This is a genomic window from Neisseria flava (assembly GCF_982712965.1).
Genome location: NZ_CEXQBZ010000113.1, coordinates 34,121 through 47,897, shown reverse-complemented (window position 1 = coordinate 47,897; position 13,777 = coordinate 34,121). Strand labels below are relative to the sequence as shown.

9 protein-coding genes and 1 pseudogene are annotated in these 13,777 nt (G+C 53.2%); 4 read left to right on the top strand and 6 right to left on the bottom strand.

Translation table 11 applies throughout. The annotated features are described in order from the left end of the window. Nucleotides 1-31: 31 nt before the first annotated feature. From AC5M9B_RS06700 to AC5M9B_RS06685, 4 genes and pseudogenes are all read right to left on the bottom strand, one after another. A complete protein-coding gene (locus tag AC5M9B_RS06700) occupies nt 32-4,240 on the bottom strand; it encodes a translocation/assembly module TamB domain-containing protein (protein ID WP_487648414.1) in 4,209 nt (1,402 codons plus the stop codon). Nucleotides 4,241-4,584: 344 nt separating this feature from the next. After that, nucleotides 4,585-5,076 (bottom strand): annotated as a pseudogene (locus AC5M9B_RS06695) (GlcG/HbpS family heme-binding protein); the annotation flags it as partial. A gap of 181 nt (nt 5,077-5,257) precedes the next feature. Continuing rightward, nucleotides 5,258-6,103, bottom strand: a complete 846-nt coding sequence (locus AC5M9B_RS06690; protein WP_070655000.1) for a mechanosensitive ion channel family protein — start codon at nt 6,101-6,103, stop codon at nt 5,258-5,260. Nucleotides 6,104-6,192: 89 nt separating this feature from the next. Then, a complete protein-coding gene (locus AC5M9B_RS06685) occupies nt 6,193-8,031 on the bottom strand; it encodes an autotransporter assembly complex protein TamA (protein ID WP_209283027.1) in 1,839 nt (612 codons plus the stop codon). A 299-nt stretch (nt 8,032-8,330) separates the two neighbouring features. On the opposite strand from AC5M9B_RS06685, the gene sstT reads away from it, so the two are divergent. Next, nucleotides 8,331-9,554 carry a serine/threonine transporter SstT gene (sstT, locus tag AC5M9B_RS06680; RefSeq protein ID WP_487648413.1) on the top strand — a complete coding sequence of 408 codons (1,224 nt, stop codon included), beginning with the start codon at nt 8,331-8,333 and terminating at the stop codon, nt 9,552-9,554. 67 nt (nt 9,555-9,621) lie between these two features. On the opposite strand, the gene AC5M9B_RS06675 is transcribed toward sstT, so the two are convergent. Further along, nucleotides 9,622-10,092, bottom strand: a complete 471-nt coding sequence (locus tag AC5M9B_RS06675) for a DUF2846 domain-containing protein (RefSeq protein ID WP_019270819.1) — start codon at nt 10,090-10,092, stop codon at nt 9,622-9,624. A gap of 246 nt (nt 10,093-10,338) precedes the next feature. Beyond that, nucleotides 10,339-10,950: a Slam-dependent surface lipoprotein gene (locus AC5M9B_RS06670; RefSeq protein WP_019270820.1), complete on the bottom strand. Its 612-nt coding sequence runs from the start codon at nt 10,948-10,950 to the stop codon at nt 10,339-10,341. Between the two features lie 221 nt (nt 10,951-11,171). On the opposite strand from AC5M9B_RS06670, the gene AC5M9B_RS06665 reads away from it, so the two are divergent. The 3 genes from AC5M9B_RS06665 to purB all read left to right on the top strand — a co-directional run bounded on the left by AC5M9B_RS06665 (nt 11,172) and on the right by purB (nt 13,777). Next, nucleotides 11,172-11,573 carry a helix-turn-helix domain-containing protein gene (locus tag AC5M9B_RS06665; protein ID WP_019270821.1) on the top strand — a complete coding sequence of 134 codons (402 nt, stop codon included), beginning with the start codon at nt 11,172-11,174 and terminating at the stop codon, nt 11,571-11,573. Nucleotides 11,574-11,712: 139 nt separating this feature from the next. Continuing rightward, the gene (locus tag AC5M9B_RS06660) at nt 11,713-12,306 is read left to right on the top strand and encodes a YdcF family protein (protein ID WP_487648412.1); all 594 of its coding nucleotides are present in this window, start codon (nt 11,713-11,715) and stop codon (nt 12,304-12,306) included. Nucleotides 12,307-12,406: 100 nt separating this feature from the next. Next, nucleotides 12,407-13,777: an adenylosuccinate lyase gene (gene purB / locus AC5M9B_RS06655; RefSeq protein ID WP_070654991.1), complete on the top strand. Its 1,371-nt coding sequence runs from the start codon at nt 12,407-12,409 to the stop codon at nt 13,775-13,777.

Here is a 13,777-nt window from a genome sequence, read left to right as displayed (position 1 = left end):
TTTTCAGACGACCTTTTCCTTTCAGTCGGCGTTATTGCGTTTGAGCGGCTTTTTGTTTTTCCGCTTCTTCAATTTTGCGGTCGTCTTCGTAATCCGAACGGAAGAGCCTGTCGAAACGGATGGTGTATTTCAACTCGCCGCCGTATGAACGGCTGCCGACGCGGACAACGGCTTGGATGGCGCGCGTGAGCTGGTACACGAGTTTGACGGACTGTTCGGCACTGGAAATACCGTATTCGTAACCTGCATAGAGATTGTTGGTAATCTGTTTGCCGACGGTCAATACTTGTTCGGCAGGGTTGAGTTCGCCGGTTTGGGCGTTGCGGCTGCGTTGGCTGGTGATGCCCAAATCGTCCACGAGTCCCAACCTGTCGTTGACTTGTCCGGCAAGCAGCGCGCCTGCTGCTGCGGAAAGGGCGGCATTGTCGCCGTCGCTGCCGCTGCTGGCGCGGTTGAGGATGAGCCAAGAGAGCTTGTCTTTTTCACTCATCGCTTCTTTCGCAACGAGGGTCACGCGCGGATTGTTTAGGCTGCCGAGGACTTCGACACCTGCCCCAACAGGAGAAAGACGGCGTTCGGCGCGGATGTTCAGGTTAGGATTGTTCAACGGACCGACGAAAGAAACCGTACCTTTGGTGATGTCGAGGTCTTGACCGTAGGCTTTGTAGCGGCCTTTAACGACTTTCACCGTACCGACGCCTTGGATGGCTTCGCCCGGGCGGGAAGTGATGGTCAGCTTGCCGCCTATGGTAATGTCTGCGCCATAACCGACGAAACGGATGTTGTCGTTGAGGTTGAGCGTGAGGTTGAGGTTGATAGGCGTCACGGCGGCGGTTTGTTTTTTCTCTTCGCCCAACACGACGACATCGTCGTCCAACGAGGGCATGGAGGATTTTTGCGAACCGAACATACCGTAGTCGCTGTTCAACGTACCGTTGAGAAACACGCCTTTTTGCTGGTTGTATTGCACTTTCGCGCTGCCGGAGAGGCGCAGGCGGCGGTTCGGACGGGAAAGGGTGTCGTATTTGTCGAAGACGACATCCACGTTAACGTCAGGGTCGGCGTTGGCAAGGTTGACGGAGCCTTTAAGCTCGAGCGTACCGCCTTTGTGGAACTTGAGGCTGTCGATGACCCAGCGTTGCCCCTGCAAATGGGAACGTAAAACGCCGTTGTCGAGGATGAGGCCTTGGGTTTGGTTGCGGTAGTAGAGGTTTTCGCCGTTGAGCGTACCAGAAAGCTGCGGTTCGCCGACGCGTCCTCCAAGGCTGACGGCGGCATTCAGACGACCTTTGACGGTTTGTCCGACGGGTAGGAAATTGCGGAAGACTTCGAGGTCGGCGACGTTGAGGTTGAGTTTGCCGCTCAAAGGCGCGGTGTCCATGCTGGCGCCTTGTCCGATGTTGACCGTACCTTCGGCAGTGCCGTAGTTGCTGGTGCCGTTCAAGGTGGCGGCAACGGTAGGTGCGCCGACGCGCCCGCCTATGGTGGCGGCGGCATTCAGACGACCCGTAATGCCTTGCGCGGTAGCAGGCAGGAAGGTTTTGATTGCACCCAAGTCGGGGACGTTGAGGTTGATTTTGCCGCTTATGGGCGCGTTGGCGATTTTGTTGCCGAACTGCTGGCTGATGCCCAAATTGGCGTTGACGCTGCCGAAACGGGTATTGCCTTCAAGCGTGCTGTCGATGCGGCCGTTTTGGAAACGGGTGCGCAGGGAAAGCGCGCTTAAGCCCAAAGGCATCTGTTTTTTCGGGTCTTTGTTCGGCAGGATGATGTCGCCGCTTTGGCGGTTGATGTTGAGGTAGCCGCGGGCGTTTTGACTGTACGCCAAATCCCAATCGCCGCCGAGTACCAAGTTGTGTTCGACGGGGATTTTGACGAAGTTTTGCAGCTCGGTGATGTGCAGGCTTTGCGCGCTGCCCTTGCTGGTGATGCCGGCTTTTTTGTCCCAAACGAAGTTTTGCAGGTTGAGGCTGCCGCCCATCGCGCTCCAACGAGCCGCGCTCATGGAAACACGCTCCGCACCTGCTTCGAGGTTCATGCGGTTTTGCAGTTTGAGGTTGAACGCGCCGCCGATGTCGAGCGTGTCCACGCTGCCCTTCCACTGATTGAAGTCTTTGTTCAGACCGCCTGCGGCGTTGACTTCGAATTTGTAGGGTTTGCCGTCCAACGCCATGCTGCTGGTGCCATGTATGCGGTGTTGCGCACCCGTGCCGTTGAGGGACAGATTAACCGCATCGATGACGGTCGTGCCGCCGGAAAGGGCGATGTGGCTGCCTTTGATGTCGGCGGCAAGCGGACGGTTGATGTCGGGCGTGCCTTTGAGTTTGAAGTCAAGCATGCGGATGTTGACGGCATCGCCGACACGCAGGGCGCGCGCTTCGCCGGAGAGGTCGGCTTCGTAGGTTTTCAGCCCGCCTTTGAGGTCGCCTGAAATATAGCCGCGCGTGTTGAGCAGCCCGCCCAGTCCAAAACCGAAACGGGAAAGGTCGGGAGCGGTGATGTCGATATTGAGGCGGTCGCCTTTTTTGCCGAAGCTGCCGTTGGTTTTGACAATATTGTTGCCCAAACGCAGGTCGGTCAGCGCGCGCGGGAGGTGTCCGGATTCGTAAACGACGTCGGCTTTGCCGCTGAGGGGGACGTTGTTTAACGTACTCGGCGCAAACTGCATTTTGCCGGCGAATTTTTCTTTCGCCAGTTCGCCTGAGAGATTGATGGTGCCGTTGACGCTGCCGGCGGGCAGTTTTGAGTCGAGACGGGACGGATTGAACGCTTTGCTGTCAATATCGAGCTTGAGCAGGCGGTCTTTGAAAAGTTCGAGCGAACCTTGCGCCGTCAGTTCGCCACCGTTTTGCGGTGCGATGCGGACGCGGTCGAGCTTGAGGGTGCGTTGACCGAGTTTTCTGTCGGTAACGAAGGACAACAGGCCGGAGAGTTGCGCGTTGCCGCTTTCAAGATTCCAATCGACAGCGGGCGAGGCGGTTTCGCCGTTGACGCTGATAAATCCGTTCCACTGACCGGCAACATTGGTGCGGACAAGGTCGTCTGAAACCAGGTTGTTCACATTAATCTTGAGCGCAAGCGCATTTTTCACCGTATCGACCGTACCGGCGACATTGAACGAACCTTCCTCCAACAGCCCGATTTCAGACTCTTGGACGGTTACCACGCCGTTGTCGTTGATGGTAAAGTCCGCCAGAATATTGCGCACCGGAATGGATTTTGCATCGGCAAAACCCGCCGCCTTGTTTTCCAAGTCGAGCGAGCCGTCCAGCGCGATACCGTGCGTAAACGAAGGCACGACGGTCGCGTCAAACGTCAGGTTTGCCTTAGGCAGCGACGGCAGGAAAGCGGTCGGATTGATGTTGAAGCCCTTGACCAGCACCTCGCCGATCATCTTGTCCAACGAAGTGGCAAACGGATGCACCGTAGATTTCGCCGACAAATGCACATTGTCGCCGTCCAGCAGAATTTCAGTCTGCACATCCTGCAAACTGCCCCACAGACGCGCCTTACCCTCTATCGTCTCGCCTTCCAGCTCGCCCTTCGTCTGAATCGTCGTATTGAGCGCAAACGGCTTCTCCAGCCCGACCACCGCCGAACCCGTCGAATGACTCCACGGCGTATCGAGGGTTTTCAAATCCAAGCGGTGTTCTTTTTGATCGTAATGGTATGCCGCATTCAGATGGTCGAGATAGACCGTCTGCGTGTCAAAATTTTTGCCTACGCTGAGCCTGCCCGTTTCCAAACGGTCGACGAACACCAACACAGGCAAATCAATACTCTCAGGCAGTCCTTTAGACGGCTTTTTCTCTTTCGGCGGCGTCGGCTTCGGCACGACCGCAATATCGCCCGCCACAATTTCAGTAATGTGCAGGCTGCGCTGAAACAGCTCGGACGGCTTCCAATCAAAACGGAACGCGCTGATTTTCACATCCGCCCCATCCGTTTCAATCATCCACTTATCGCCGTGAAAGCCCTTGACCAGCGTACCTTCCAGCGTTTCCGACGCAATCTTCACGCCAAACCACGACGGAATCTTGTACAAACCGAAACGCAAACCCGATTCCGTCCCCACCAGCCAGCCGATAAAGCCCGCCAGCGCGCACACCAGCACAACCAACGTCAGCAACAGACCCCGCAACCAGCGTCTCTTGCGCTTGGGCGGGGTGGGTTGTGTTTCAGACGACGTAGGCACACTGTTTGGCGTTTTTTGGGTTTCTTGGACTGCTGTTTCGGACATCTTGGCTTTCTTGTATGGCTTAACGGCTTCTCAGGACTCCGCCGCACCCGACGGAATCGGCTTTTCAGACGACCCCATATCAAGACAGGTCGTCTGAAAAAGGATAATCATATCCCATTGCAGCGAATTGTGCTTGGGAAAGACAGCATTTCAGGTTTCAGACGACCCCGTATGCCCGAACGTCATGCCCGAAGCGGTAAAAATGTCAACAAATGCAAAAAGGTCGTCTGAAAAGACTGCGGGAGTTTAGACCCGCATTTTCAGACGACCTCTGCGTATTTCAATAACCCAACGCAAATCAATGAAAAGAAATACGTCGGGTTTTGCCTCAAGTTGCGGCTTACCTGCCCGACAATACCGCCCGCACCTGCTTTCGCGACACTTTCGTCTTCATCGACCGAGCCGCCGCTCACGCCGACACTGCCAACGATAACGCCGTTTTTATCCACCAGCAGCACACCGCCGGGAAAAATCACCAAACCGTCGTTGGTCACCTCAATGCCGTAAAGCTCACCGCCCGGCTGCGAAGCCTTGCCCAAATCGCGGGTGGACATATTGAAATAGCGTGCCGTTTTCGCCTTTTTCTGCGCAATATCGATACTGCCGATAAACGCATCGTCCATACGCGCAAACGCCTTCAAATTACCGCCTGCGTCCATGACCGCGATATTCATCGGCACCTTGATTTCACGCGCCTTTTTCATCGAAGCCTGCACCACCGCCTGCGCCTGAGCCGTCGTCAAATCGCCCGGCAGCGTTTTGGTCAAACCCGCCGAAAACGCCGGTGCACCCAATGCCAAAGTACACAACAATGCAACTGATTTTATGCCGCGCATAACTGTCTCCTTGTATTGAATCAATGAAAGGTACTGCACTTTTGATTGTATGCCTGTCGGCGGGAAGAATAAAGGTCGTCTGAAAACCATGAGATAGGTTTTCAGACGACCTTGAATGGGCTTTGGATTTCAAACAACGCATGCCCAAGGTTTCAGCAGGTCGGATTCGCCAATCCGAAACTTACCCCTGCTTCTGGATGATATGCACGTCTCGCTGCGGGAAAGGAATATTGATATTGGCGGCACGCAGGTTTTCCACTACCTGCTCGTTCAGCCCGAAGCGGAACGCGCCCAAATCGGCTTCGTTCGTCCACGCCCAAAGCGTGATTTCGATGGCACTGTCGGCCAAGTTGGTAATATATGTTACTGCCTCTTTGCCTTGGGTCTGCACACACAAGGGATGCTCGGTGGCGGCTTTCAAGACGGCGGCTTTGGCGGCCTTCAAATCACAGGCGTAATCGACGCCGACCACCACCTGCACGCGGCACAGTGGCATGGAAGAACGATTCACGATGCTGTTGCTCATAACGACGCTGTTGGGCAGGATGACTTCTTCGTTATCCGGCGTACTCAGCGCGGTCTGCACCATTTTAATCTCGCTCACGGTACCTTCGAAGCCGTTTACTTTGATGAAATCACCAACCTTAAACGGACGAAACAGGATAATCAGCGCACCGGCGGCAAAGTTCGACAGTTGGTCTTTCAGCGACAAAGCTACCGCCAAGCCCGCGCCGCCGATTAATGCGGTAACCGACGTGGTCGGAATGCCCAACTTGCCCAACGCGGCAATAATAATCAGGATTAACAGGCCGATATTAGCTACGTTGCCCAGAAAGCTCACCAGCGTTCTATCTACTTTGGCACGGGTTAGCGCAGCTTTCATCAAAATAACAAGGCGGGAAGCTATCCATCTGCCGACAAAGAAAATCGCCAACGCCGCAACGAGGTTGGTACCGAATGCCATACCGGTTTCAACGAGACGTTCCCAGCCTGAGAATGACGAGAGGTTTTCAAGATCGAAATTCATGATTTTTATTTTATTTATGGTTAAAGAATGGTTGGAAATTTGGATATTGATTGGTTTTGCAGCAAGCCTGTCCACATTTTCAGACGACCTTAAAACCTTGTGCCCAAGCTAATGTGCCAACGGAGTTTCTTGTCTTGGTGTCCGTAGGCAACGTCGAAGGAGAACGGGGCGACGGGGCTGAACCAGCGCACGCCGAGGCCGGTACCGTGTTTCATGCTCATGCGTTTGAAGTTGCCTGCGGCATCGCCGAAATCGTGGAAGACGGCGCCGGATACGCTTTTGGTAATCGGGAATTGGTATTCGAGGCTGCCGACCAGTAATGCCCTATCGGGGAGGACGGAATTGTTCGGACCTGCCAGACCGATGCTGTCGAGTTCGTAACCGCGTACGGAAGAGGCGCCACCGGTGCGGAACATTAAGCTGGAAGGCACGTTTTCACCTTCGCGGGCGTAAACGTAGCCTGCTTGTCCGCGGACGATGAAGGTACCGAGTTTTTTGTTTTCAGGCGTGTAGAAATAGCCTGCGCGGGCGGTGGCGCGCGCCATGGCGGTGGAAGAAAGGAGCTTGCCCAGCGTTACGCCGATTTTGCCGTCGAGGTAGTAGCCGTTTTCGGGACGCAGTTCGGTTTCGATGTTTTGGCGTTTCCACGAGGCGGTCAGCATGGTGGCATGGCTGCGGCCGAGGTCGTAATTGGTATCGGGCACTTTGCGTTCTTCGGTAATAAATTCAATACCGAGGAGCGATTCGATGCCGTTGCGGTCGCGTACGCGCCAAATACCGCTGGTCAGGGCGCGTTTTTCAAGGTTTTGGGTGGTCGAGCGGTTGTAGGACGTGTTGGTCGTCCAATATTTGCCATCGCTGTTGCGCGGCTGGCTGATACCGGCGGCAAGGGTGGTTTCGTATTTGTCCATGTCCCAAACGACGGAGCCGATGTAGCCTTTGTTGAAGAGGTTGTAGTAGTCGTAGCCGATGCGTCCGCCGAGACCGTATTCGGAATCGTAGCGGATACCGGTTTCGAGTTTGTGGCGCTTGACTTCGGTGACGTTGACTTTGACGGGCACGCGGTCGCCTTGGAGGCGGTCAAAGTCGGCTTGGACGGATGCGCCGGAGTAATGTCCGTTTTGTTCGAGCGCTTGTTGGAAGTCGAGCAAGAGGTCGAGATCGTAAGGCGCGCCGGGTTTGAAGCGTGCCAGACCGGCGACGACGTTTTCGGGGTAGCGGCGGGTACCGGTGATTTCAAAGTCGCCGAAATAAATGGGACGGTTGCTTTCGACGATCACGTTCAAATCGGCGGTGTTGTTGTTGGGATTGACGGTGGCTTGGGTGTTGCTGAGTTTGGCAAGCGGGTATTTTTTACGGGTTACTGCGCTGAGGACGGAGGTTTTGCTGCCGCTCCAGCCGTCTTGGTCAAAGTATTCGCCAACGGGCTGCTGCCAGTTGAGCATGGCTTTTTGGTAATACTCGGCAAGGTTGTCGTCTGAAAGGATGTCGCCGAGGATGGCGACGCTGACGTTGTCGACTTTGGTGCGCGGGCCGGGGTTGACGGCGACGGTGTAGCTCGAACCGTTGTCTTGGACGTTGACGCTGCCGTTGAAATAGCCTTTGGTTTTGAGCATGGTTTTGACGTTGTCGGGCGCTTCTTCGGCGAGGAAGCCGACCTGCTCTTTGTCCAACTCTTCGTCCTGCTGCTGGGTAATCAGCGGCAGGTATTCTTCGAGCATGGATTTGACTTCGCTGTTTTTGGTTTCGATTTTGACGGGAAATTTGGGCGTCAGTTTGCCTACTTTGTCAGCCTGCTCGGATTGCCCGCCCTGCTTGAAGCCGGGAATCGGTTCGTAGTCTTCGGCACGCGGCAGATCGGCTGCGGCTGCGTGTCCGTAGGCAAGAGCGAGTGAGGCAATCAAAATGGGCGAAGTCAGTCTGGTCATGGCAAAAAATGTTTCAACGACAGAAGAGTTTTAAATTCTACCATTATTTTCAATCGGGTTTAAAACCCGACTCAAGGCAGAGGGGTCGTCTGAAAAGGCGGATACCCCTGCCTCTGCGCGACAGAAGCAAAACACATTAACTCCTCTCAGCCCGAAAAATACAGCACAAACTGCCCAATTCTCCAAAAAATCAGGCATTTTTCGCCACGATAATCAATTTAATATGTAAACCTACACAATAATTGATATTTTCTTTTAAAATGCAACGTTTCTTAACACATAAAGTAAGAGGATGTATCATGGCAAGTGGTAATCCACTGCTAAACGCAGTCAACCGTATCGGACTCGTACCGCAAATCATCATCGGTTTGATGTTGGGCGTATTGGTCGGTACCATCTCCCCGAAAGCAGGCTTGGGCGCAGGGCTGCTCGGCGAATTGTTCGTCGGCGCATTGAAAGCCGTCGCCCCCGTATTGGTGTTTGTCTTAGTAACCGCCGCGCTGGTGCAATACCGCAAAGGCGGCGAAGCCAAAATCAAACCCATCATTATTCTGTATCTCTTCGGCACATTTGCCGCCGCCGCAGTCGCCGTTGCCGCCAGTATGGCATTCCCGACCGCGCTGGTGTTTAAAGACGTAGCCGCCTCCACCCTCGCACCACCCTCCGGCATCGTCCAAGTCCTCAAAGAACTTTTGATGAAGCTCGTGTCCAACCCGATTAACGCCATCGCGCAAGCCAACTACATCGGCATTCTCGCATGGGCATTGGTCTTAGGCTCCGCATTACGCCACCACGGCTCCGACACCACCCGCCAAGTCGTCTCCGACCTCTCCGAAGCCGTTACCACCGTCGTACAATGGGTTATCCGTTTCGCCCCCTTGGGCATTTTCGGACTGGTCTCCCAAACCGTCGCCGAAACAGGCTTTGCCGCCTTCCTCAGCTACGGACGCCTGCTGGCAGTCCTGCTCGGCAGCATGGCATTCATCGCCCTCGTCGTAAACCCGCTCATCGTCTGGTCGCAAACCCGCAAAAACCCCTACGGACTGGTCTTCACCTGCCTGCGCGAAAGCGGACTCTACGCCTTCTTTACCCGCTCCTCCGCCGCCAACATCCCCGTCAACATGGCATTGGCGAAAAAACTCGGCTTACATGAAGACACCTACTCCGTCTCCATCCCGCTGGGCGCAACCATCAACATGGCAGGCGCGGCGATTACCATCACCGTCTTAGCCATGGCGGCGGCCCACACCAAAGGCATCGTCGTCGATTACCCAACCGCCCTGCTCCTGAGCCTCGTCGCCACCGTCGGCGCATGCGGCGCATCCGGCGTTGCCGGCGGCTCGCTGCTGCTGATCCCCGTCGCCTGCAGCCTCTTGGGCATAGACAACGACTTCGCCATGCGCGTCGTCGGCGTCGGCATGATTATCGGCGTTATCCAAGACTCCGCCGAAACCGCCCTCAACTCTTCCACCGACGTACTCTTTACCGCCGCCGCCGACTTAGGCAGCCGCCGCAAAGAATAAAGGCTCGGTGTTTCGCCAAACGTCAAAAAGGTCGTCTGAAATTTCAGACGACCTTTTTTAATCTAAATTACGGATGAGCTTTAAGACATTGCCCCATAGCTGCCATATTCAGTTTCATCACTTCGGCTTTACCTTCAGCCTCCGAAACCTGCTTCACATTTGCGCCACCGACAAAAGCGCCCATTTTGATATATTGACGTACGAAATAATGTTTGCCCGCTTCTGTATGTAGCGACAGACTATTAGTGGAGAACTCCGAAGCAGTCGTTACCATATGCTCTTTGTCCCCATCAACTTCCGTATAGAAGAACACATTCGGTGCGGACGTACCCAAGCAGTGACCATCTACCCAAATATCTTTCTTCAATGCACCACCTAAGATACCCGAACGGTACACATACAGCCCCGCCTTGCCTTCCGATGGCGGAGCAAAAATTTTGGCTTTTGAGGAAACATCTGCATTACCCATCGGTACGGAAGTGACACAGGCGGATAGCATCAAAACGGCAGATACTGCCGCCAGCATTGAAAATTTCATTATATTTCCCTTTTATTACAAATTGATAGATGAAAACGGCGGCAGGTCAGATTCTCAAATCTGACATTTTCGCAAATGTAATAATTTGAGCAAACATGAATATGTGGGTGTTTTGTCAGATACAAGTATCCGACCTACATCCGAACACGAAACAAATAGTGCATTCATAAACATTTCAAATTAATCATTGCATAATTTGGTTACAAGATAGATTGCAACCTACCTTGCAACCAATTCAAACGGCTTTCAGTAACGCGAACCGCCGAAAGCAGTGTCTAAATCACTGTTGGTATTGAATTTAACCAATCCTGCGGTTTCTTGGGCATTCGGACCAAACAATTTACCTTCATAACGACCGCTGTCATTACCCAATACACTGGCACGTCCCGAATAGGAAGCTCCACTCAAAGGACCGTCATGCAGGGTAATGTCACGACGCAAACCGGGCATAGTAATTTCACCATTAACCGTTTTCGTACCGAAGTTAACATTGATACGGCTCGTAGTATCCTCTGTTAAGATTTGTACTCCGCCACCCAAAGGATGGTTATCTACGCGTACTGCTTTACCGTAGTAAGTTGCTATACCCGAATTCGGAACGTTATCGCGCGGGGTTTCCCTACCTTGATAGCGTAATTCCTTTAATTGTTTACTGTCATCCAACCATGCACCGTAGAACATATGGGTATAGTTTTGCCCCTCTATATAGCCATTGTCAGTTTTTCCAGCAACATGACCTTTCGGGCTTAAATCTAAATTAATCTTCGTGCCATCGGGTGTTGCGGCAACACCGCCACCGCCACCACCGCAAGCCGCCAATAAAACCGCTGTCGCACAAAGCAAGAAAGATTTTTTCATTTTATATTCCTGTGTTTGAATAGAAGATGTATTGAAAAATGTAATAGCTAGTTATTGCCGACATTTTGCTTTACTAATTAATGCATAAATTTGCAAAGATATGCCATCCAGGATAATATCTTTACCGTACATCCTTTATCAACACCAGTTATTAAAATTTAAGACCGTTTATTGGAATAAATTCCCAATTTTAATTACATTCGACTACAAGGAGCCTGTGAATGTCTGTCAACAACAAAATCCGTGCTTTGCGTGAGTTGAACAATTGGTCACAGGAAGATATGGCAGAACGGCTGAATATGTCGAAAAGCAGTTATTCTCGGCTTGAACGGGACGAGAGAAAATTGGATTTAGTAAAGTTGGAAAAGCTGGCAGCAATTTTTAAAATCGATATTGGTGAATTGATTGCTTCGGATGATAAAGAATTAGTTTTGTTGATCGGAACGAACAACAGCAACAATCCCAATTATGGGGCAAATGAGCAGATTACGATTGAACTCGAAAAACTAAAGCTAGGCTTGGAACACAGCCGTGAACTGCTGGCCCACAAGGATTTGCTGCTGGCGCAAAAGGATCGGGAGATTTCAGCTTTGCAGCAGTTGGTGGCACAGCTGCAAAAGTAAGTTGTGGAAGAATGAAAAGGTCGTCTGAAAATCCTGTTTTCAGACGACCTTTTGATGTATGAATTTCGTAAAATTGAGGAATAATCGGAACCTGCTCATACAGCCGCGTTCCAATTACTTTCATCTTTTTAGGATTCGGATGTTCAAAAAAGCCCTTGTTTTTATATTGGTTTTGTTCTTTACCGCCGCGCTTTTGCCGCTGTGGATTATGTGGCGCGATTTTCAGGTGTCGCGGTTGGATGCGGATACGGTGCGTCCGGCGGATGCTGCAGTTGTGCTTTCAACCCGTGCTTATGAAGAGGGTCGTCTGAATCCTTGTTTGGTGGCGCGCGTTGAAGCGGCCGTCGAGCTGTATCGTGCCGGCAAGGTGAAGAAGCTGGTGATGACGGGCGGAGTCAGCCGTGATTTACAGTCCTCTGCAGGCAATATGCAGATGATTGCGGAGAAAATGGGCGTACCGAAGGGGGACATTATTCAGGAGCGGGAAGCGGGCAATACGTTTGAAAACATCGTGTTCAGCCGAAAATTTATTGAAAACAGCCCGCGTGTCGTCATTGTCAGTGCCGGTTTTCACTTGGCGCGGGCGCGGATGATGGCGGACAAGCAGTGGCAGGGACACGATATTCAGGTGTATGCCGCGCCGTTTTGTTCCGAGCCTTACGGCGGCTATGGTTTCACGGTATTGCGTGAGTCGGCGGCGTTTGTCAAAAACGCTTTGAAGGGCAGGTTGTAGTTTCAGACGACCCGAATGCATATCGTTAAATCATGTATAATTGCAAACAATTTGACTGTTTGATTTAACCGTTTGACCGACCTACCGACAGGACTCCGACATGATCAACCCTATCGCTGCACTTTCCCCCCTAGACGGCCGCTACGCCAAATCCGTTGAAGCATTGCGTCCGATTTTCTCCGAATACGGCCTGATGAGGGCGCGCGTCAAAGTCGAATTGAGCTGGCTCAAAGCCCTCGCCGCCGAACCGAAAATTACCGAAATTCCCGCCTTCAGCGATTTCACGCTTGCCGAAATCGACAAAGTCATCGAAAACTTTTCCTTGGAAGACGCAGCCGCCGTCAAAGCCATCGAAACGACCACCAATCATGATGTCAAAGCCATCGAATACTGGCTCAAAGAACGCTTCGCCGGCGTACCCGAAGTCGCCGCCGCCAGCGAGTTCATCCACTTCGCCTGCACCAGCGAAGACATCAACAATCTGTCCCACGCCCTGATGCTGCAAGAAGCGCGCGAAACCGTCATCCTGCCCAAACTTGCCGAAATCATCGAAAAACTCACCGGCATGGCGCACGACCTTGCCGCCGTCCCCATGATGAGCCGTACCCACGGCCAGCCCGCCACGCCGACCACCTTGGGCAAAGAAACCGCCAACATCGTGTACCGCCTGCAACGCCAGTTCAAAAACCTTCAGGCGCAAGAATTCCTCGGCAAAATCAACGGCGCCGTCGGCAACTACAACGCCCACATGGTCGCCTATCCCGACATCGATTGGGAAACCCACTGCCGCAACTTCGTCGAAATCAGCCTCGGCCTGACCTTCAACCCTTACACCATCCAAATCGAACCGCACGACTACATGGCTGAATTCTTCCAAACCCTCAGCCGCATCAACACCATCCTGATCGACTTCAACCGCGACGTTTGGGGTTATATTTCATTGGGTTACTTCAAACAAAAAGTCAAAGCGGGCGAAGTCGGCTCTTCCACCATGCCGCACAAAGTCAACCCCATCGACTTTGAAAACTCCGAAGGCAACCTCGGCATGGCAAACGCCGTATTGGGTTTCTTATCCGAAAAACTGCCCGTCTCCCGCTGGCAGCGCGACCTGACCGACAGCACCGTCCTGCGCAACATGGGCGTAGGCGTAGGCTATGCCGTTTTGGGTTTCGCCGCCCACCTGCGCGGCCTGAACAAGCTCGAACCCAACCCCGCCGCGCTGGCCGCCGATTTGGATGCCACTTGGGAGCTGCTCGCCGAACCGATTCAAACCGTTATGCGCCGCCACGGTGTCGCCAATCCTTACGAAAAACTGAAAGACCTGACGCGCGGCAAAGGCGGCATCACGCCCGAAGTGCTGAAAGTCTTCATCGAATCGCTGGAAATCCCTGCCGAAGCCAAATCCCAACTGCTCGCCCTGACCCCCGCGCTGTACATCGGCAAAGCGGAAGAATTGGCGAAACGGATTTGA